Below are 21,289 nucleotides of genomic sequence, written 5' to 3'. Positions count from 1 at the left end.
TAGGACTTAATAAAAGCTTTCTGTAACTAAACCCGTCTTAAAGAGAGGGCAGCTATATTATTTCTTACTTATCACTAATCTATAAAATTCGCAAGAAAGGAACATGATATTAATGGGGGAATTTCTCCTGCAATCGTTACTTTTAGATAATCATAACAAGTACGGATCGAAAATTGCAATAATTGATGATTTGGGTGATTTTACATATTCTCAAATATACTACAGTGCCGTAAAAGTTGCCTCATACATTCAATCTGAACCGAGCACTAGCCGCCATATAGGTATTTTGTTTAATAATAACACACAATTCGTAATTGCTTTCTTTGGAGTGTTAATGGCTGGGAAGGTAGTCGTCCCCTTTCCAACTAACTTATCTAATACCGAGTTAGATGCTTATATAGAGAAGTGTGATGTTATAACGATTATTTCTGAATATGAATGTCCAGATAACTATCATAATAATGACTTAAATTGGCTAGATATCAACAAAATACTTCTCACAGAATTCACCAGTGATATTTCCGAAGAGATGACTACTATATCTGATGAAAGTGTAGCTATAATGTTACCTACTTCTGGGAGCACCGGAAGTCCTAAAATAGTAATGCTGTCACATCAGAGTGTTTATGAGAATGCGTTTGCACATCAATTAGGATTAGGCATTGGTGACGATGATATTTTGTTAGTAACAATGCCTGTCTCTTTCAGTTCAACAATCACAACCCAGATTATCGCTAGTTTTATCAATAGGGCTACGATTTATCTGGCAAGATTGCCTCTATTATCTCGAAGAGCTTTGAATATTTTAAAAACTCAGAAGATTACATGTTTGGCGCTCGTTCCGACATTTCTTTACCAATTGATAATAACACTGCAGAACCATGAATCACTTGAACAGATAGTTGGTGATATTAAAATTGTAACTATTAGTGGGGCCTCACTTTCTGAAGAAGTATTTATAAAAGCTAAGAGCCTTTTCAAGAATAGTGATGTGATACAAACTTACGGACTAACAGAGGCTTCACCAAGAGTAACAATGATGGAGCGCGGCGACAAGCGATTGTCATGTGGGAAGCCTGTTAACAAGATCAAGTTGAAGATCATTGACATTAATAGCGGAAGACCTCAAACATGTGGTGGAGTAGGTGAGGTTTTCGTTAATGGTCCCAATTTAATGTTAGGGTATTATAAGGATGAGAAGTTAACAAAAATGACAGTTATTGATGGATGGTTACGCACCGGAGACATTGGATATATAGATTCTTATGGCAATTTAATTATTTCTGGAAGAATTAAAAATATAATTATTATTGGTGGGATTAATATAAGCCCCGAAGAAATTGAACAAGTAATAATAAGAGAAACCACTTTTATAAATTCAGCCGTTATTGGAATAAATGATGAAGTTTACGGAGAAGTGCCCGTTGCAATTATTGAAGGTGTTCCAACTGATGTAGAACAAGAAAAAAAACGAATTTTAAAAGCATGTAAGAAGGAATTATCAGCATATAAAGTTCCAAAAGAAGTGTTTTTTATCCCTGAATTTCCTTTAACTAGAACTGGAAAAATTAATCGAGTTGAATTAAATAATATTATTAATAAGGTGATAGAGAGATGAGACATATACTATTTATTGAGAGCAATGATTCACTAACAGGTATAAGAGAATCCAAAGAATTAGAGTGCTTTGTTACTTTGTTAACATCTGACCTTAATTATTATTTGAAAGAAACAGAATTAAAAGACCACCCATTAAGTATAGTAGATAATATTGTAACTATTGATACATCAGACATAAAACAATTGATAGATTTTATTGATAAATACCATAAAGAAAATCCCTTAACTGCTGTGTTGACTTTTGCTGAACTATATGTGGAACAAGCTACCGAATGTGCAAATAAGCTTGGTCTTCTAACATTAAATCCTGTCACTGCTCGTTCAGTAAGGAATAAAGGTATGATGAGAAAATTATCAGAAAAACATGGTATTCCTGTCCCTAGAAGTTCTTTAGTGGAATCAATAGAACAAGCAATTGATTCGTCAAAGACGATTGGTTTTCCATGTATAATAAAACCTTGTAATGCTGCTATGAGTATTGGGGTAAGGCTAGTCTATGATGAAAATGAATTGATAGATGCATATAATTATTATCAAGATAATCGTTTTTTCGGGAGAGGGCTTATTGGAAAATCTGAAATGTTGATTGAAGAATATGCCGAAGGCCCGATTATAAGCATAGAATCTATCACTTATGATAACGAATTTCATTGTATTGGGATTACAGATCGTATTATTATAGGTAGCCCATTTTTTGTTGAAGCTGGATCCAGTTTCCCTGTAAAACTTGAGAATGAAAATCAAGTCGTATCGATAGTGAGGGACGCGTTAATTAAATTAGATTACAATTTCGGTGCATGTCATACTGAGGTAGCTATTACAAGTGATGGACCTAAAATAATAGAAATTAATCCTAGATTAGTCGGGGGACCAGTGCCTCAGATGATCTATCACTCCACAGGCTTAGAGTTGCCTAAAGAAATCATTAAAATGTATTTAGGAGAGCAACCTGACCTTACACCGAAGTTTAAGCTAGGCGCTGCTTCGCGAGAATTTTGTTCTCCTGTAGAAGGAGAATTAGTTGAGGTAGAAGGATTGGGTGAATTATATAAAGACCATGATATAAAAAAAATACAATTTTTGAAATCTGGAGCGCGGTTACCTACCCCTAAGTCCAATTTTGACTGGGTAGGGAAAATTATTGTGATATCAAATGATGCAACAAGTGCAAAAGAAAAAATTAGACAGATAGAAGAAAAAATAAAATTAGTTATAAAAATCTCTTTAAAGTAATAAGTTTTATTCTAATTTTAAGTCATAGATTCAAAACATGGAAGGGTTAATATGATATGTCCAAATCACATGTGTTACCTTTATATTTTTGGTTACTTAAATTTACAAGACCATATATATATATAGTGCTAGGACTCTTAAGTTGTTTACTAATCGTAAGTGTGCTGGAAATAGCAATAATAAAGTTAATACAAGTTTTAATTGATGACACTATATCTAATCGAAATAATAATTATATTAAAATTTTACTTTATGTTACCCTGATTTCCATAGTAGTAACTTCACTTACAGCCTCATCAACATACTTGAAGCAATTGTTACAATTGAAAATTAAAAGAGATATTCAATTAAAGCTATATGAAAAATTAAGGGAATTGGGATTGAAATATTTCGAAAAAAAATCTGTGGGAGAAATTTTATCCCTTTTCAATATAGAGGTAAATCAGGTTTTACAGTTATTTAATCACTATCTCCCGCTTTTGATTACTAATCTTCTTTATGTGATTGTATCTTTCTCATTGCTTATTACTCAAAACTATAAATTGTCTATCATTCTAATTTTATGTTTTCTCATCTATATGTTAATTGGTCCAATGCTAGAAAAAAAAACAGCTTTGGTAGGAGTTGAACTTGCACAAAAAAGAGCTCTAAATAACCATAAGTTACATGAAACAATCAGTTCTATTAATGAATTTAAGCTTTATAACTCGTTAGACTGGCAGCATAACAATTATCTGAATGTACTCAAACAATTTAATCGTAAACTATTAAATTTTCATTTGTTAGCTCAAATACGAGGCTCCGTTAGAAGGCTTATCTTTCATATTGGAACGATATCATTATTTAGTTATTCTTTTTATTTAGTAATCAATGATGAACTTTCATATGGTCAGTTTGTAGTCTTTACTCTTCTTTTTGTTACTACAGTATTCAAGCTTACAATGATTGTGACATATATCACAGATCAAAGAATCATATTAAATAACGCTAAAAATCTATATGATTATATTCAGTTATTACCTGAAGTTGCAGAAGAAGAGGGAAACAAAGAAGTTAGAGATGTCAAAGGTGAAATTGAATTAAGAAATATTAGTTATTATGTTGACGGCAAACAGACTCTAAAAAATATTAGTTTAATAATTAAACCTGGTGAACGTATTGCTTTGGTTGGCCCAAGTGGAAGTGGCAAATCGACCTTGTTAAAATTACTTGCTCGATTTTACGATCCATCAATTGGTGAAATTTATATTGATAAAGTACCTATTAAATCATTCTCATTCAAACAATTAAGGGAATATATAACTTTAGTGTTTCAGGAAAGTTTCATTTTTTCTACAACCATTATTAATAATCTCAAGTTTGTTAATCCTAATGCTTCTCTTGATGATATCATATCTGCAACGACCGCTGGGCAAGCAGAAAAATTTATTAAAGAGCTACCAGATGGTTATAATACTGTCTTAAAAGATAGAGGCTTAAATTTATCAGGTGGCCAGAAACAAAGAATTTCACTGTCAAGGGTTTTTCTTAAAAATTCAAAAATTATTTTGCTAGATGAGGTTACTTCATCCCTGGATAACTACTCAGAAGAGAGGATAATTAATTCCTTAGAGTCATTCTTGAAAAATCAAACTGTTGTACTCACAACTCATAAGTTAGCATTACTAAAAATATGTACTCGTATTATCGTAATGAATAATGGAGAAATAGAAGAGGATGGCTCATATGAGAATCTAATGGCTAAAAAGGGTAGATTTCATGAATTAGTCAGAGGTGAACAACTATTAAAATGAGAAAAAGCTATCAATGGTTAATTAATAATCTACTTGAGATCAAGTGGCCGTTAATACTTTCATTGTTTTTGCTCCTTATTGAAGCACTGTTAAATTTTCTTGCAGTTTATCTGCAAAAATATTTAATTGATGAGGCATTCTTGCAAAAAAATATTTCATTATTCTTTGAATTAATTGTTTACCTGTCATTAGCATTATTGGGTTCTGGTATATTGTTTACTTTATCACCATATCATTTTTTAAAAAACCAGAATACATTAAGATATAAACTAACATCAAAATTGCTAATAAAATTTTATGCTCTTCCCATATCTAATTTGCAAAATTATAAGAAAGGAGATATCATTCATTATTTTTCAAATGATATTGAGCAAGTTTCGAATACAACTAGCTATTTCATACCAAAACTCATTCAAGAAGTCTTTGTAATAGTTCTAACAGCTATTATTATTTATTCAATAAATCCCTATATTTTCTTAATTAATTTCATTCTTATCGCCTTATATTTAATAGTCATAAAGAAAAATAAAAATAAGCTAATAACATTATCCAATCTAAAAAATCAATGTTCCTCAGAACTAACTTCATTTATTGAAGAAGGAATTGCATCGACCAGAGAAGTCATTTCATATAATAGTGTGGACTTCGAAACCAATCAATATAAAAATATTTTTCAGCGGCTATTTAATTTAAGTAGGAAAGAAATATTATTACAAATTAAGATCTTTATTATTAGCGATCCCCTTAAGTGGGGGATTTACTTAACAATTTTTGGAATAGGCGGATATTTACTTAGTGAGAATTATATTTCTGTTGGATCTTTTGTAATTGCCTATCAATTATCGTCATATTTTATCGATAGCTGTACAAACAGCTTTAATTTAATTAATACAATATTTAGTTCTTCACCTAATTTCTCGCGATTGAATGCTATGTTTGATGAAAATGAACAAAATAATGGTAAAGAAAGTGTTGATAAAATTTTTAATATCTCTTTTGATAATGCTTTACTTAGCCCAACTGAAAATATTGAAATGCCAAATAATTATATAAAAACAACTATGATCCCGATAGGTAAAAAAATTGCGATAATTGGTGAAAGTGGTAGTGGGAAATCTACATTTGCTAACATTTTGATTGATAATAATTTTAAATTGGATGTCTGGACAGTAAGAGTTAACGGTATCGAAATTTCTAAAATAAATAAAAAAGAATACTATAAAAGAGTTAGTATAGTTAAACAGGATCCTTTTTTCTTTCAAGGAACTATTTGGGATAATATTACTCTTGGAGTAAATCACCCTATTGAAAGAGTATGGTATTTTTGTGAAATTGTATGCATCGATACATTGATTAAAACCTTACCACTAAAATTAAATGAACGAATATCAGAAGGAGGCTTATCTCTTTCAGGCGGAGAAAGGCAAAGGATTGCGCTTGTCAGAGCATTGTTAAGAGAACCAGAAGTTCTCATTTTGGATGAAGCTACCTCTGCACTAGATTATAAACTTGAAGAAAAGATTATGTTAAATATTGAGAATATAAGAAATGATCGCACTACTATTATTATTAGTCATCGAATTGCACCGATTACGAACTCGGATATAATTTACATTTTTGAAAATGGAAAGATTATAGCACAAGGCAAACATGAGTATTTACGAAGTGAATCGAAGGAGTACCGAAGAATGCTTGAACTAGATAGTTATGTGGAGGTATAGACGGAACATGAGTGCAGTGATTCTTCCTTTTGAATTTTATAATTCAATATATTTTGATTGTGTTAAAAATAGTGTAATGTCAATTTTAAATAAGGTAATAGGTAGAACGGATTGCCTATTTTTACCTTATAATTATAGAGTCAATAATAATTCTCAATTTGAATTGTTTGTCAGCATGGAGGAACTCAATAGTTACTTCGAGATAAAAAAAATTGATTTAAAAACAGATTTTCATGATTCAATTAGACATTATATTAATGATAACAATTATTTATTCATTTCTGTTGATTGTTTTTATTATCCTTTCGGTAGATTTCACAAGAAGGATCATCATATTCATCCAACGTGTATTTATGGTTATGATGATATTAATAAAGTATATATAGTAAATGAAGATATTACTAAACACGGAGCATTTAATAAAACTCTCATACCCTATGATGATTTTTATAACGCATATCTGGCAGCAAAATGCAAGGGTTCTGAGTTATTTTATGAAGCATATCAAGTAAAGAAAAATGAAAGAAACGAAAGTGATCTTACAATAAAGCTCTTTATCCCTTCAATAAAAAAAATAATAGAAGGGTCTAATCACTCAGAAGATTCTGAGTTGAATACCTTGTTTGTTGGTATGAATGCACTTAAGTATTATATAGATAACATAAGAGAGTGTCTTATTAGTGATTTTAAGAACATAAAGGAATATGAGTATCTTGCTTACCGAATATCTAATATACATAAACAGAATCATCTATCATTTGAATATATATTTAAAGAAAGTGAGAATAGTAAACCAGCTTTTTACGAAATACAGAATGCCTATATAATGTTACAAAAAAGATGGGGAAATATAAGAAACTTATTAATAAAGTACTCATTTACAGGTAAAGAAGAGACTCTCAATTCAATTATTAAGTTTATGTATCAAAGTTATTTAGAAGAATTAGAGACACATAAAAAATTACTACAATTCTAATTTCTAAGTGTCAAATAAAGTGCTGGTTCATTCTTTTCATTATCAAAGTTAGAGGTTTATCTTTTTCAATTAGGAGGAAGTTAATGTTATATTTAAATACTAAAGATATATTAGAACTAGGTGTTAATTGGGATGAGACGGTAAATATTATTAAGCAAACAGCAGCTTGTATTGAAGTAGGTGAGTTTCATCAACCTATAAAACCATATTTAAAATTCCCTGATCCAGTAAATAGAATTATAGCTATGCCTGCTTATGTAGGTTCAAACATCAATATTTCTGGAATAAAGTGGATATCTTCGTTTCCTAGGAATATTGACAAGAATATTCCTAGGGCACATTCTATAACCGTTCTTAGTGATACAACTACTGGTCAACATCTAGCTACAATAAATACCGCTTTGATTAGCGGGATACGAACTGCCTCTGTGACAGGTCTCTTTATTAAAGAAGTACTTAATAAGAGAAAGATAGGAAACATTAATGTGGGGATTATTGGATATGGACCTATTGGTCAATTGCATCTTCAAATGCTAGCGAATTTGTTTGATGAAAAAATTGAAAGTATTCACTTATTTGATGTCAGAAATATTCAGCCGGAGTCAATTCCGAGGCAAGTCATTGAACGTACGCATATTGTGAATAAATGGGAAGATGCTTATCAAGATTGCGATTTGATAATAACTTGTACTGTCTCTGTATCAGGATACATTGATCTAAAACCAAAAGAAGGTGCAATGTTACTGAATGTCTCACTAAGAGACTATAAACCATCTATTCTTGATTATAAGCCGGTAGTTATAGTTGATAATTGGGAAGAAGTATGTCGTGCTAGCACTGATATTGAAGTCTTAAATAAGACCCGCGGTTTATGTAAAGAAGACACTATCTCTATTTCGGAAGTTGTTTGTGCGAATGCTTTAGAGCATATCACAAACGAGAAAATATTATTTTTTAATCCAATGGGTATGGCCTCATTTGATATATCAATAGCGAATTATTACTATTATTTAGCGCTTCAAAATGGATTTGGGAAAGATCTAGAAGACTAGAACAGTTTGCTGATTTGTTTATAAAGAAGTTACTTAAACAATTCTTTTATCGTGCTCTAAGAGGTCTCGTAAACGATCAATAATGAGAACTTTTTGGAACGTTTTCGTGAAGTCTCACGGAGCTTGAATTTAATACCCATGAAAAACCTTGATTTACAAGGCTTTTCATGGGTATTAAATTTCTTTTCTTTTAGCCAAACAGGAGGATGACAGGTAAAAATGTATGGAACAGACATCGCGGCAATCATTTTCTGCTTGGCGTACTAACGGCTGTTCTGAGCATTGCACTGATTGCTTGCATCCGCAGAGTCGACAGAATTTCATGGCAGAAGCTTGGGATGTCCTCTTTGCGGCGGAATCTGCTTTCATTTATGACGGGTGTGATCCTGTGGGCGGTTCCTGCAGGGCTTGGCTTGGTGGTTTGTCTGATGACCGGGTGGGTAAAAATCGAAGCCCTAGCCGGGTTCAATCAGATTTTACCTTCTTTGCTTCTTTTTCTTCCTTCTACAGCAGGAGCTATTGCGCTGGGGTACATGCATCCCAAGCATAATTGGCGCAGCACAGAGGCTGTCGCCGGGTTATAAACCTAGTGGCAGCCTCTTTGGCATCTCCATATAGGACCTTAAAAATAGGAGGAATAATAGTTTAATTTTTCAATATCTAAAATAGTGACCGTTTTGTTCTCCTTTAGAACAATTTTCTCTTCTATAAGTTCCCCAAGCAATCGTCTTAGATGGCGGTCTGAGATTCCTAATGTGCTGGCGATATCCTTATTAATAAAAGGTATAAACGGTATTCCGGACTTTTCTGACATTTGCAGCATATACTTGCATAATTTATTGCGTGCAGGGTATAACAGTGATCTTGCATTTTTGATCGAGGACTTCATGAGCTTTTCAGTAATGCTTGAACACATAAACATTAGAAAAGATACCGATTTGGTTAAATGCGTTTGCATTATTTCCAGGGGAATAAGCAAGATGTCTGTAGGTATGGCAGCAATTGCCGTATGCAGATAATTGCACTTGTGAAAATATTCAATATCTCCTAACAAGCCTCTTTTCTCTACGTAGTCCACAACCGCCACATTCCCCTTTTCGGAAGAATTATGAATCGCAACCTTGCCTTCAAGAATGATATAAAAATAATTCAGCTCATTCCCCGTAACCATGACCGTTTCATTTTTTCTGTAATGTCTGATTTTCAGGGAAGCAATGAGTTCGGGGGGAATGATTTCTTGCAGGTCAGCCTTGATAATTGCGCTGTTGAGATCAGAGAGAGGCTGGCTTGGCATCGTACAGGACTCCTTACACAATTTATTTTCTGTTGCGGTAAAAACCGGACATATGTCCTTATCGTCCGGATTTGCAAATCATTATACTAATGTCAGCAGTACAACACAATTACTGAAGACAGAGGTGGATGTATGAATTCTATTATTGATGATTGCAGTTTGGCAAGTGCCGGTGCAGCAAGAATGCATTGGTTCCGGGAGCGGATGCCTATTGTTGCCGGCGTAAACCGGATGTTTAACGAGCAGCAGACATTCAAAGGAAAAACGGTTGCGGTCTGTATGCATATTGAACCAAAAACCGGCTATTGGATTGAAGGGCTGCTGGCGGGCGGGGCAGCGCATGTCTATCTGGTGGGTTGTCTGGGGACAACGAAGAAGGACACGGCTGCATACTTGGCATCCCTTGATAATATAACGGTACTCGGCAAGGAAGGCGACAGTTATGATGACCATAAACGCTATCTGAGGCTGGTAATGGCACAACCGGTCGATTTGTTCCTGGACAATGGAGCAAGCCTGATTCTCGCCCATCATGAGCTTAACCCGGGCTGGAGCCCGATTGGTGCGAATGAAGAGACGCGCTCCGGTAAATTGTTGATTGAGAAAAATCAGGCGGAACCGGCCTATCCGGTAATTGTGATTGATGACTCGCCATTAAAGCAAATTCTTGAAAACGCTGTCGGCGTGGGCCAGTCTGTAGTGGACGGCTTTATGCGGACAACCAGCCTCCTTGTTGGCGGCAAAAAAGTACTCGTCGTTGGCTACGGCTATTGCGGAAGCGGCGTCGCCAAGAAATTCCGCGGCTTGGGCGCAACGACAATGGTATACGATATTAACCCTGTCCATCAATTGAAGGCCAAATCAGACGGACATCTGGTTGGCGAACTGCATGAATTAATTCCGGATGCAGATGTGATTATTACTGTAACCGGAACATTTAATGTCATTACAGAAGCACATATCCCGTTATTCAAGGATAAAGTGATTCTCTGCAATTCAGGCCATTACGGATTTGAAATCAGTGTAGAGGAAATCAAGAAAGCTTCCCGTTCCATTGAACAAGTCAAGGAAGGGATTGAACGCATAGCCTTTGACGCCAAAAGCATATACTTGCTGCATAACGCAAGCCCGCTGAACCTGGCCGGAGCTGACGGCAATCCGATTGAAATTATGGATCTTGGACTGGGGCTGCAATCCTATTCGGCTTATCGCATTGTGACAGGGGCAGAAACCTTGCAACCCGGCATGCAGCCGGTTCCACAAGATATTGACAGCCGGATCAGCGGTTTATTTCTGGCGTCCTTGAATTAGAGTGGAGTGTAATAAAAAAGGGCGAAAGGTTGAGTAACTATGGAGCTATTAGACAAAATTATAGAGACGAAACAGTATTTGTTAGCGAAAATTCAACAAGCGCCCTCAATTGGACTGGTGCTCGGTTCAGGGCTTGGAGTTCTGGCTGATCAGATTAGCAATCCGGTTATAATTCCATATCATGAAATTCCGCACTTCCCTTTATCGACAGTGGAAGGACATGCCGGGCAATTGGTCATCGGTCAATTAAGCGGCAGGACGGTAGCAGCGATGCAAGGGAGGTTTCATTATTACGAGGGCCACTCACTCGCTGCGGTTACCTATCCGATTCGCGTCATGAAGGCCATTGGCGTGCAGCAAATCATTGTCACCAATGCTGCAGGAGGCATTGACCCGGCATTTCATCCGGGTGATTTAATGCTGATTCAGGATCATATCAATATGACAGGGCAAAATCCTCTGATCGGTCCTCATATCGAGACGTTTGGTGTCCGATTCCCGGACATGTCAGAGGCATACTCCAAGACACTGATTACACTGGCCAAAGAAACAGCCGCCAAGCACCAGATCCATGTGGTTGAAGGGGTATACGCGGGAATGCCGGGACCCAGTTATGAAACGCCAGCCGAGATTCGCTTGTTAGGCCAATTGGGTGCAAGCGCTGTTGGAATGTCAACGGTGCCCGAGGTAATTACAGCCAGGCACGCCGGCATTGAGGTGCTCGGTATTTCTTGTATTAGCAACCTGGCGGCGGGCATATCCCGGTTCGCATTAACACATGAAGAAGTGATGGAGACAACAGAGAAGAGCAAGGGGAAATTTTTACGACTGGTAAAAGAAATCGTAGCCGCAATGTAAGGGATAAACAATGAGGTTGGATTTCCGATGTAAAGCTATGCAGGTCAGGCTGGCGTTGGTGTAACGGGCGGTGCGGGAAAGAACATGGGGGAAAGAAGCAATGATGAACCGAATGGGCCGGTATTTTCAAATTGAATCACATCAAACAACATGGCGCAGAGAGCTGATGGCAGGGTTAACCTCATTTTTTACCTGCTCCTATATTATACTGGTTAACCCGTTAATTTTGCAGGATGCAGGAGTGCCGCTAAGCGCGGGAATTGTCGCCACACTGGCTGCTTCTATTGCAGGCTGCCTCCTTATGGCGCTGTGGGCGAATGCACCTGTTATTTTAATCCCGGGTATGGGGATTAATGCTTTTTTTAGCTATACGATGGTGCAATCTATGGGACTGACTCCGCAGCAGGGGCTGGCAGTCATTATTCTTTCAGGGATTATATTTTTTCTGGTGGCAATTTCTCCGGCAGGCATGCGCTTAATGGCCGCCGTGCCGGATTCCTTAAAGCATGGGATCACGGCAGGGATTGGCTTGCTCCTTACATTTATCGGCCTTCAAAAGGGAGGCATCATCGAGGCGGACAGCACGACAGTCCTGACTTTGGGAAACCTTGCAAGCCCGGTCACGTTATCGACTGTAATCGGACTGATCGTAACATTCATGCTGGTTGCCAGAAATACTAGGGGCGGTCTGCTGATAGGCCTGCTTACGACGGCGATTTTGATTTTAATTATCGAGCCTGGGATAGCAGCAGGCACTGAAACGCTGGATCTTCAGGCTTACCGCCAGCTGTTTAACTCCGCTGAATTTAGTATGCTCCGGCTCCCATTCTGGATGGCAGCCTTTTCGATTACGATGATTGTTCTGTTTGAGAACATGGGCCTCCTTAGCGGCATGTTGTCAGACCCTGCAAAATTCCCGCGAGCCTTTAAATCAGCAGCAGTTTCTACCATGCTCTCGGGATTGTTCGGCACAAGTCCAACTGTTGCTGCTGCTGAGAGCGCTTCAGGCATTTCGGAAGGCGCAAAAACAGGCATTCCGGCCCTGGTAACTGCTGTCTTGTTCGCGTTGTGTGCATTCGTGCTGCCTTATGTCCAGTACATTCCCGGAAATGCAGTTGCTCCGGTACTTATCGTAGTTGGGGCGCTGATGATGAAGAGCATCGCGGCAATCAAATTTGAAGACTTTACAGAATGGCTGCCTGCCTTCCTAATCATTGTATGTATACCGCTAACTTTAAGTATTGCAGACGGGTTATCCTTCGGATTTATTGCCTATCCATTAGTCAAGATTGCTGTTGGGAAGTGGAGAGAGGTATCTCCGTTCCTTTATGTGACGGCCTTTTTATTCCTGTTGAACCTGATCGCTCTGTTTCTTTACAATCATTAGATTTGCTAAGCATACAGATCAGGAATAAAGATTCACAGCATGATCAGCTCCACAATGGCTGCGGGCATCCCGGGTGCACTCTGCAAACTTCTTTTTGCCCAGGATGCTCGATAGGCCGGTCTCGGCCTATCGATTTTAATGATATCGCTTTCATAATTTCTGCGATGCAATCTGGACTAGCTGTAAGCCATTATTCCTATGGGGGCGTAGACAACATGAAAATCGTTAATCGTTTGAAAATGGTATCTTTTTTGCAGTATTTCATCTGGGGGAGCTGGCTCGTTACCCTTAGCTCTTATATGATTAATACCTTGCATTTCACGGGTGCCGAAGTGGGAATCGTCTATAGCGCTAATGGCATAGCCGCTCTGCTCATGCCGAGCATCATTGGCATTATTGCGGACAAGTGGGTTGTGGCCAATCGTCTGTTTGCCCTCTGTCATTTGGTATGTGCCGGGGTCTTATATTATGCGGCGTCTGTTCAGGAACCGGGACTCATGTTTTGGGTGATGCTGGTGAATGCGATGGCTTTTATTCCGACCATTGCGCTCTCTAACAGTATCTCCTACTCATGTCTGGAGCAAAATGGCCTGGATACGGTCACGAGCTTCCCGCCGATCCGTATATTCGGGACGATCGGGTTTATTGCTGCGATGTGGATGATCAGCTTGTTTGGATTCGAGCTCAGCAATATGCAGCTTTATATAGCAGCCGCTGCTTCATTGCTCTTATCTCTGTATTCGCTTACGCTGCCAACGATTCCAACCTCGAGGAGAAAGAAAAATCAAAGCTGGATCAACATGCTTGGACTGGATGCTTTTGTATTATTCAAGAAGCCTGCTATGCTTATCTTTTTCCTGTTCGCAATTATGCTGGGTGCAACGCTGCAAATTACGAATACGTTCAGCAATCCTTATCTGCATGACTTCGCATTGAATCCGCAATATGAGGACAGCCTTGTGGTCAAATTTCCGTCGATCCTGTTATCTGTTTCCCAGATGGCAGAGGTACTGTTCATATTGGCGATTCCATTCTTCCTGAAGCGGTATGGCATTAAAAATATTATGCTGATCAGCATGCTTGCCTGGGCACTGCGATTTACCTTGCTGGCATTCGGTGACCCTTCGCCATTTGGTTTTGTGCTTTTGCTGCTTGCCATGCTTGTATACGGCTGCGCCTTCGACTTCTTCAATATATCGGGCTCTATATTTTTGGAGCGGGAAACCAGCTCGGACATTCGTGCCAGCGCGCAAGGATTGTTCATGACCATGGTTAACGGGATCGGAGCTTACGTCGGCTCCGTTATAAGCGGCTTTATTGTAGATTATTTCACGGCGGATGGTGTAAAGAACTGGAATCTGATATGGCTGTTTTTTGCCTCTTATGCTGCTGTGCTGGCGATTATTTTTGTCTTTGTATTCCGGTACAAGCATGATTCGGATAAGCTCCCTGAGATGAAGACGACACATTAACGGTTCCATTTTGCTACTGTCCTCAGGTTTTGGCTTTAGAATGAATCAGGTTATATGAGGTGAAGAAAGAGAGGGATTATGGAGAGATTTAAACGATTTAAACGCATACATCTTATTGTAATGGACTCTGTGGGGATTGGTGAAGCGCCGGATGCGGCCGAGTTCAATGATTTTGATGTGCATACGCTGGGTCATATCGCAGAGTTTACCGGCGGACTCAATATGCCCTGGATGGCCAGACTCGGACTGTCCCATATTGAGAAAATAAATGGCGTCGACCGGGTACAGCGGCCGATGGCGTATTACACCAAAATGCAGGAAGCATCAAAAGGTAAGGATACGATGACAGGACACTGGGAAATGATGGGACTCCGAATTGATTCTCCATTTCGTGTGTTTGAGCAAGGGTTTCCGGAAGCATTAGTGAAGCAGATTGAAGACATGAGCGGACGCAAGGTCATTGGGAACAAGCCGGCCAGTGGCACGGAAATTATCGAAGAGCTGGGAGAGGAGCAGGTAAGGACCGGGACGTTAATTGTATATACCTCTGCAGATTCCGTCTTGCAAATTGCTGCCCATGAAGACATTGTTTCATTGGAAGAAATGCATCATATTTGCTCTTATTGCCGGGAAATTACGAGGCAGGAGCCGTATATGCTGGGGAGAATTATTGCCAGACCGTTTGTGGGAAAAGCGGGAAATTATACACGGACGGCAAACCGCCAAGATTACGCGCTAAAGCCCTTTGAACCTACCGTCATGAATACACTGAAGAATGGGAATTATGATGTGATTGCCATTGGTAAAATCGCGGATATTTTCGACAATGAAGGTGTGACGGATACCATACGTACTAGCTCCAACATGGATGGCATGGATCAATTTATTAAGGTGATGGACCGCGAATTCACAGGTTTAAGCTTTCTGAATTTGGTTGACTTTGATGCTTTGTACGGCCATCGACGTGATCCAGCAGGTTATGGACAAGCGCTGGAACAGTTCGATGCACGGCTGCCTGAGGTGCTTGCGCGGCTGTCAGATGATGATCTGCTGGTCATTACGGCCGATCATGGCAATGATCCAACCAGCCGCGGGACAGACCATACGCGCGAATATGTGCCGTTGCTCGTGTATTCACCGGCTTTTGGAGAAGGGCAGCGGGAGCTTCCGATCCGAAAATCGTTTGCCGATGTGGGAGCGACAATTGCAGATAACTTTAATGTGAAGGCACCTGGGCACGGAGCCAGCTTTTTGGCGGATATGCAATAGCAATCTGCATGCATGTATCATGCCAGTGTTTTTAATTAATTAATCCCTATCAGAATACTGGAAAATAATCGTTGACAATAAGATTTACTGATAATAAAATTACATCAATTAGACAAACCATTCGTATGGAGGTCTTATTTTTCCCTGGTACTGGGGAGAAATAGGGCCTTTTTATTTTTCGGATACCCATAGCAGTTGAACGAATGACTTTTGAAATACAGGATTGCGTTTGTGATTATCTCTTTCGAAAGCGGGTTGATTTCATATGAGCGGGAATGCAGTAGAGTTTGTAGACGTCAGCAAGAGTTATACTTCCACCAGCATACAGAAAAACTTTGATCTGGCCATTCCCGGCGGAAAGATCATTACCATCATCGGGCCGTCGGGCTGCGGGAAGACCACACTGCTCAAAATGATTAACCGGCTGATTGAACCGGACTCCGGGAAAGTATTAATTGAAGGCAAGGATATTAGCGGCCTTGATCCGGTTCAGCTCAGACGCAATATTGGATACGTTATTCAGCAGATCGGCTTGTTTCCCCATATGACGATAGAGCAGAATATATCGATTGTGCCCCGGCTTAAGGGGGAAAAGAAGCAGCATTTGATTGACAGGGCCACTGAACTGTTGAAGTTAATCGGACTGGAACCTTCCCGGTTTCTGGGGCGGTATCCCCATGAGCTCAGCGGCGGACATTGACGAAGCTCTCAAAATAGCCGATAAGGTCATTCTTTTGAATGAAGGGAAAATCGTTCAGCAGGGTGCGCCGAATGCGATCCTCGGTTCACCGAAAAATCAGTTCGTCCGTGAGTTTCTGGGCGTGGAACGATTTCCGCTTGCCTACAATATTTAAACCCGTGGTGAACAAAGCCGGAGTCACAGGCTGGATACTGCCATATAAAGGAGTGAGCTAAGGATGGTAACGGCTGAACAACGGACACACAGGCAGCCCAATACTGCTGGCGAGGCGCTGATCCTGGACGGCAAGCAATTGACTATTCAGGATGCCTATGAAGTTGCTTATCTCGGGCGGCCCGTTCAAATCTCAGAGGAGGCAATGAAACGCGTGGAAGCAGCGCGCCAGCTGGTATTTGAGCTGGCAGACGAAGACATCCCGGTCTATGGATTTAACCGTGGTGTCGGATGGAATAAGGATAAGGTGGTGGGAGCAGAGTTTTTCGGGCAGTTCAACCGGAATCTGATCTTATCCCACAGTTCCGGAGTAGCCCCGTATGCTATTGAAGCGGAAGTAAGGGCGGTTATGCTGGCCAGGCTCAATACACTGCTGCTCGGCTGTACGGGTTCACAGCCGGAAATTCCCCGGCGTTATGCGGAATTTCTAAATGCCGGCCTCCATCCTGTGCTCCCGCTCAGAGGCTCGGTTGGCGCAGCAGACATTACGACAGCCACCCATATTGGCCTGGCATTTATCGGAGAGGGGGAGATCGAAACGGCGGGACAGCGGCTTGCGGCAAGTGTCGCGCTGAGTGAGGCAGGGCTTGACCCGCTTGTGCTTGGTCCGAAGGACGGTCTGGCCTTGATTTGCACCAATGCGCTGTCTGCCGGGACAGGAGCGCTTGCCTTGCATGAATGCAAGGAGCTGCTGGAGCTTGCGGATATTGTATTCGCGTTATCGCTCGAAGCGATTCGCGGCAATGTCAGTCCGCTGGATGAGGCGGTTCATCGGGTGCGTCCATTCCCCGGACAGCTGCAAAGCTTATCCCATATTCGCAGCCTGCTTGAGGGCAGCGATTTATGGGACAACTATAACCCCGAGTCGCTTCAGGACCCGCTAAGCTTTCGTGATGCGTGCCAGATTCACGGGGCGGCTTATGATGCGCTCCGCTATACGAAGGATCAGCTGGAAATTCAGCTGAACAGCTCGGATGACAATCCATGCCTCATTCTGGAGGAGCGCAGAATTGTATCCTGCGCCAATTATGATCCGGTATCATGGACGCTCGGCTTTGAAATGCTTGGCAGTGCGCTGCACCATATATCCAAGAGCGCCTGCTATCGTACGATCAAGCTGGGCACGCCTTCCTTTACAGGATTGACCCGGTTCCTGACCGCGGATGAGTCCCGTTCCATCGGGTACTGCACGGTGCAGAAGACAATTACCGCGCTGGATACGGAGATCCGGCATCTCATTAATCCGGCTTCCTCCGACTATTTCTCACTTGCCGGAGACATTGAGGATCATGCCGCCAATTCGCCGTTTGTCGTCGCCAAAACCCGCGAAATTATTGACCGTCTGCTCATTGTACTGGGAATTGAGGCGCTCCACGCGGCACAGGCAATTGATTTGCGGGGCGGAGTGCGTCTGGGCAAAGGCACGCAGGCTGCGTATCAGGCGGTTCGTGCAGCTGTCCCGTTTCTGGCGGAGGACCGGAATTTGTCTGCAGATATTGAGCAGGCATACCGGGTCATCAAGAGCGGGGAGCTGCTCTCCCGGGTGAGAGAAGCATTGGATCAATGAGTTCGTGATTTTCCGCGTAGTTCGCGCTTCGCATTATAGTAAATGAGGAGGATAGCGTAAATGAGCATAACCCGTCATCTTGCCTTCAATTCCGGCTTGAAAGAAGTGTTTTATCACGAAGGTCACGAACTGCCGCCACAAATTTTGCAAGCCATTCAGCAGGAAAGGGAACGGATCGCGCCAGAGCTTGAAGCGCCGGACAGTGTACAGTGGAAGCAGGCTTACACATTGCCCGGTTCCCTGGATGAGCTGCGGGCCAAGCGGTCCGGCTTTTACACGATCACAGGCGGAACCTCTGTCTATGGGAACGGTTTGAGCGATTACGCCCATTCCTTGCTGTCCGGCTGGTACGGCAGCAGGGAGCTTGTGCAGGTAAAGCTGCATGTAAATGTGGAGCGGTTAACCCATTTGTTTGAAAGCTTCGTACGTAAAGGCAGCCGCCTGACGACTTCCTTCCACAGGATCAAGCCGCTGGCGAAGGGTTCAGATGAAGTGCCACCTGTAATCACTCAGACTGAAGAGGGCATTCGGCTGCGGGGACAACAGGCATTTGGGGCCGATGTCTTGTTCGCAGATGAATTGCTTGTTCTGATCAATCATGCGGAGGATAACGAACCGTCAGGAATCGCGGTTATCCCCTTGGACAGCGCAGGCCTGGAGGTGCAGGTATATCCGGATTGGCAGGCTGGCGTTACCGTTCGCTATCAAGATCTTGAGATCGGGCAGGAGCGTATTCTGGCAAACGGCGAGGCGGAGCGTGTCAGGCAGCTTTTGCAGCAGCCGGCTGCTGCGGGGCTTGCCGATTATCAGTGGGTCGCCAGACAGCTCGGCGTGCTGGAGCTTATTGCCGGAACTGCATTTGCCCTGGCCGAGGATACCGGCTTGAACAAGGAGCTGCATATTCAGACTGTGCTTGGAGAAATCGTTCAGCATCTTGAAGTGCTGAACGCATTTATTAATACAGCCGAAGCAGAAGCCGGTCCGAACGAAGCGGGACTGTTCCTGCCGCTTGCTCCCCCTCTGCAGGCAGCCAGGAAAGCCGGAGGCGTGTACATCCATCATGCGTTGCAAGCATTGGAGCGGGTTGGCCAATCGGTCTTGAACCCGCAGTCGTTCTCCGTTCACCAGGCGCATGACAGGGAGCAAGAAGCAGTGCTGCGTCGGGTACAGGCGCTTGTCGGCAGCGGGCAGGCGTATCGGAGCAGACAGCATGAGCGGTATGCATTCGGCGATCCGGTCAGGCAAGCAGGCCTGTTCTATCAGCAATACGATTTTGAGCCCTATCGAGCACTCTATCAGAAATTTTGGAATCAGAACGGCAGTCAGTCGAAAGAGAGTTCATAGGAGAAGGGAGCGGGCAGAGTGTCAGCAGGCAAACGGTATATAGAACGTATTCAAGATGACAGGCAAGTATGGCTTGATGGTGAGCTGGTAACGAACATTCCCGGGCATCCCGATTTCCGGGGCACGGTCCAGTCCATCGCTTCCGTTCTTGATTTGCAGGAAGATCCGGTTCTGGGCCCGCAGCTTACGTTCGAGACGGAGACGGGAGCCAAGGCGAATCTGGCATATCTCGTGCCGACGGCTAAAGAAGATATTGTCCGTCGCGGCCGTTCATTCAAAATTTGGTCCGATGCCACGTTCGGCGTTATGAGCCGCATTGCAGGCTATTACCGTTCTCAAATTACCGGTCTGTATATTAACCGGAATCTGATTGATCAGGAGCAGCCCTATTATGCGGAACGGATCGTGAACTACTTCAACTATGTCCGCGATAACGATCTGCTCATTACTTCTGCCGGTCATGATCCGCAAATCGACCGGACCAAGCCCGCCCATGAATTGGGGGATCTGTACACGGCTGTCCGCATTGTCCGGGAGACGGAAGACGGCATTATCGTCCGCGGTGCGAAACTGATCGCTACCGGCGGAGCCTATCTGGATGAGATTATTGTCTCTCCGCTCGCCAGGAAAACAGCGGCCGAGAAAGAATATGCGCTGCTGTTCGTCGTCGCTGTAAATACCCCCGGCGTCCACCAGATTAGCAGGGAGTCCTTTGCCTCCAATGAGGAAGCGGATCATCCGCTTAGCTCCCGTTATGATGAGATGGATACGATGCTGGTCTTCGATGATGCGCTAATTCCATGGGAGCGGGTGCTCGTCAAAGAGGACCCGGACACATTGTGGAAGCTGCGCACCGATTATGTGTCAAGCGGCTATGGTCAGCATGAAATTGTAGTACGCCTGGTCAGCAAGCTGGAATTTGTGCTGGCCGTTGCAGTCGAGCTTGCGGAATCGATCGGCATCACGAAGTTTGCCCATGTGCAGGAGAAGCTGGCAGAGCTGGCATTTCAAGTGGAATCCATCAAAGCGCTATGGCATGCCTCCGAGCACAATGCCTCCCTTCATCCACTCGGGGTCTGGCTGCCAAGCAAGCCGGAACTGGTCACAGCCAAAAATTTGGGCAACCAGTATTATCCGAGAGCCATTGAAATCTTGCAGCAGTTGTCCGGTTCAGGCATGCTGCAGGTTCCTTCCCGGCTGAGTGAGCTGCATGGTCCGCTTGGACCGCATCTGCAGAAGTATTACCGGGGAGCTGAACGCAATGCCGAGGAACGCATCAAGCTGCTCAAGCTGTCATGGGATTTGGTCGGAAGCCGGCTGGGTGCCAGGCATGAGCTCTATGAGCGCTTTTATGCAGGTGATCCGGCACGAACTTATGCCGGTCAATACCTGGAGTATGACAAGCGCGGGCTGCTCGCCCGGGCCAGGTCTGCATTTGCTTGAAAACAATACAGAGTCCGGGTGAATAATAAGCTCGAC

18 protein-coding genes are annotated in these 21,289 nt (G+C 42.1%); 17 read left to right on the top strand and 1 reads right to left on the bottom strand.

The genetic code is table 11. The features are described 5' to 3' along the window. Positions 1–103 precede the first annotated feature (103 nt). The 7 genes from H583_RS0114320 to H583_RS0114290 all read left to right on the top strand — a co-directional run bounded on the left by H583_RS0114320 (position 104) and on the right by H583_RS0114290 (position 8,979). The gene (locus H583_RS0114320; RefSeq protein ID WP_081667230.1) at positions 104–1,618 is read left to right on the top strand and encodes a class I adenylate-forming enzyme family protein; all 1,515 of its coding nucleotides are present in this window, start codon (positions 104–106) and stop codon (positions 1,616–1,618) included. Then, complete coding sequence (locus H583_RS0114315; RefSeq protein WP_028561040.1) at positions 1,615–2,853, top strand: ATP-grasp domain-containing protein; 1,239 nt, start codon at positions 1,615–1,617, stop codon at positions 2,851–2,853. The genes H583_RS0114320 and H583_RS0114315 overlap by 4 nt, the downstream gene beginning before the upstream one ends. A gap of 56 nt (positions 2,854–2,909) precedes the next feature. Next, positions 2,910–4,646: an ABC transporter ATP-binding protein gene (locus tag H583_RS0114310; protein WP_028561039.1), complete on the top strand. Its 1,737-nt coding sequence runs from the start codon at positions 2,910–2,912 to the stop codon at positions 4,644–4,646. Further along, the gene (locus tag H583_RS0114305; protein WP_028561038.1) at positions 4,643–6,367 is read left to right on the top strand and encodes an ABC transporter ATP-binding protein; all 1,725 of its coding nucleotides are present in this window, start codon (positions 4,643–4,645) and stop codon (positions 6,365–6,367) included. The genes H583_RS0114310 and H583_RS0114305 overlap by 4 nt, the downstream gene beginning before the upstream one ends. 7 nt (positions 6,368–6,374) lie before the next feature. Then, positions 6,375–7,343 carry a hypothetical protein gene (locus H583_RS0114300; protein ID WP_028561037.1) on the top strand — a complete coding sequence of 323 codons (969 nt, stop codon included), beginning with the start codon at positions 6,375–6,377 and terminating at the stop codon, positions 7,341–7,343. 83 nt (positions 7,344–7,426) lie between these two features. Further along, positions 7,427–8,395, top strand: coding sequence for an ornithine cyclodeaminase (locus H583_RS0114295; RefSeq protein WP_028561036.1), 969 nt, complete (start codon positions 7,427–7,429; stop codon positions 8,393–8,395). 206 nt (positions 8,396–8,601) lie between these two features. Next, the gene (locus H583_RS0114290; RefSeq protein ID WP_028561035.1) at positions 8,602–8,979 is read left to right on the top strand and encodes a hypothetical protein; all 378 of its coding nucleotides are present in this window, start codon (positions 8,602–8,604) and stop codon (positions 8,977–8,979) included. A gap of 38 nt (positions 8,980–9,017) precedes the next feature. Here H583_RS0114290 and H583_RS0114285 read toward each other — a convergent pair whose 3' ends face one another. Next, complete coding sequence (locus H583_RS0114285; protein WP_028561034.1) at positions 9,018–9,689, bottom strand: Crp/Fnr family transcriptional regulator; 672 nt, start codon at positions 9,687–9,689, stop codon at positions 9,018–9,020. A 132-nt stretch (positions 9,690–9,821) separates the two neighbouring features. Here H583_RS0114285 and H583_RS0114280 point away from each other — a divergent pair, with 132 nt between their 5' ends. The 10 genes from H583_RS0114280 (at position 9,822) to H583_RS0114240 (ending at position 21,253) form a co-directional block, all read left to right on the top strand. Next, a complete protein-coding gene (locus tag H583_RS0114280) occupies positions 9,822–11,000 on the top strand; it encodes an adenosylhomocysteinase (RefSeq protein ID WP_028561033.1) in 1,179 nt (392 codons plus the stop codon). A 39-nt stretch (positions 11,001–11,039) separates the two neighbouring features. Further along, on the top strand, positions 11,040–11,858 hold the full coding sequence (locus H583_RS0114275; protein ID WP_051236483.1) for a purine-nucleoside phosphorylase: 819 nt from the start codon (positions 11,040–11,042) through the stop codon (positions 11,856–11,858). A 100-nt stretch (positions 11,859–11,958) separates the two neighbouring features. Further along, on the top strand, positions 11,959–13,245 hold the full coding sequence (locus H583_RS0114270; RefSeq protein ID WP_028561031.1) for an NCS2 family permease: 1,287 nt from the start codon (positions 11,959–11,961) through the stop codon (positions 13,243–13,245). Positions 13,246–13,460: 215 nt separating this feature from the next. Beyond that, positions 13,461–14,717: a nucleoside permease gene (locus H583_RS0114265; protein WP_028561030.1), complete on the top strand. Its 1,257-nt coding sequence runs from the start codon at positions 13,461–13,463 to the stop codon at positions 14,715–14,717. Between the two features lie 78 nt (positions 14,718–14,795). Next, positions 14,796–15,986, top strand: coding sequence for a phosphopentomutase (deoB, locus tag H583_RS0114260; protein WP_036709740.1), 1,191 nt, complete (start codon positions 14,796–14,798; stop codon positions 15,984–15,986). A 265-nt stretch (positions 15,987–16,251) separates the two neighbouring features. After that, positions 16,252–16,686, top strand: coding sequence for an ATP-binding cassette domain-containing protein (locus H583_RS33010; protein ID WP_051236481.1), 435 nt, complete (start codon positions 16,252–16,254; stop codon positions 16,684–16,686). Then, positions 16,664–16,840 carry a hypothetical protein gene (locus H583_RS38160; protein WP_425414523.1) on the top strand — a complete coding sequence of 59 codons (177 nt, stop codon included), beginning with the start codon at positions 16,664–16,666 and terminating at the stop codon, positions 16,838–16,840. The genes H583_RS33010 and H583_RS38160 overlap by 23 nt, the downstream gene beginning before the upstream one ends. Before the next feature lie 63 nt (positions 16,841–16,903). After that, entirely contained in the window at positions 16,904–18,466 is a 1,563-nt protein-coding gene (locus H583_RS0114250) for an HAL/PAL/TAL family ammonia-lyase (protein WP_051236479.1), read from the top strand. A 60-nt stretch (positions 18,467–18,526) separates the two neighbouring features. Beyond that, positions 18,527–19,810 carry a 4-hydroxyphenylacetate 3-hydroxylase C-terminal domain-containing protein gene (locus tag H583_RS0114245; protein WP_028561027.1) on the top strand — a complete coding sequence of 428 codons (1,284 nt, stop codon included), beginning with the start codon at positions 18,527–18,529 and terminating at the stop codon, positions 19,808–19,810. 18 nt (positions 19,811–19,828) lie between these two features. Next, positions 19,829–21,253 carry a 4-hydroxyphenylacetate 3-hydroxylase family protein gene (locus tag H583_RS0114240; protein WP_028561026.1) on the top strand — a complete coding sequence of 475 codons (1,425 nt, stop codon included), beginning with the start codon at positions 19,829–19,831 and terminating at the stop codon, positions 21,251–21,253. Positions 21,254–21,289 lie beyond the last annotated feature (36 nt).

The sequence above is a fragment of the Paenibacillus pinihumi DSM 23905 = JCM 16419 genome (assembly GCF_000422505.1).
Lineage (GTDB): Bacteria > Bacillota > Bacilli > Paenibacillales > Paenibacillaceae > Paenibacillus_D > Paenibacillus_D pinihumi.
This window is presented reverse-complemented; position numbering and strand designations above follow the sequence as displayed.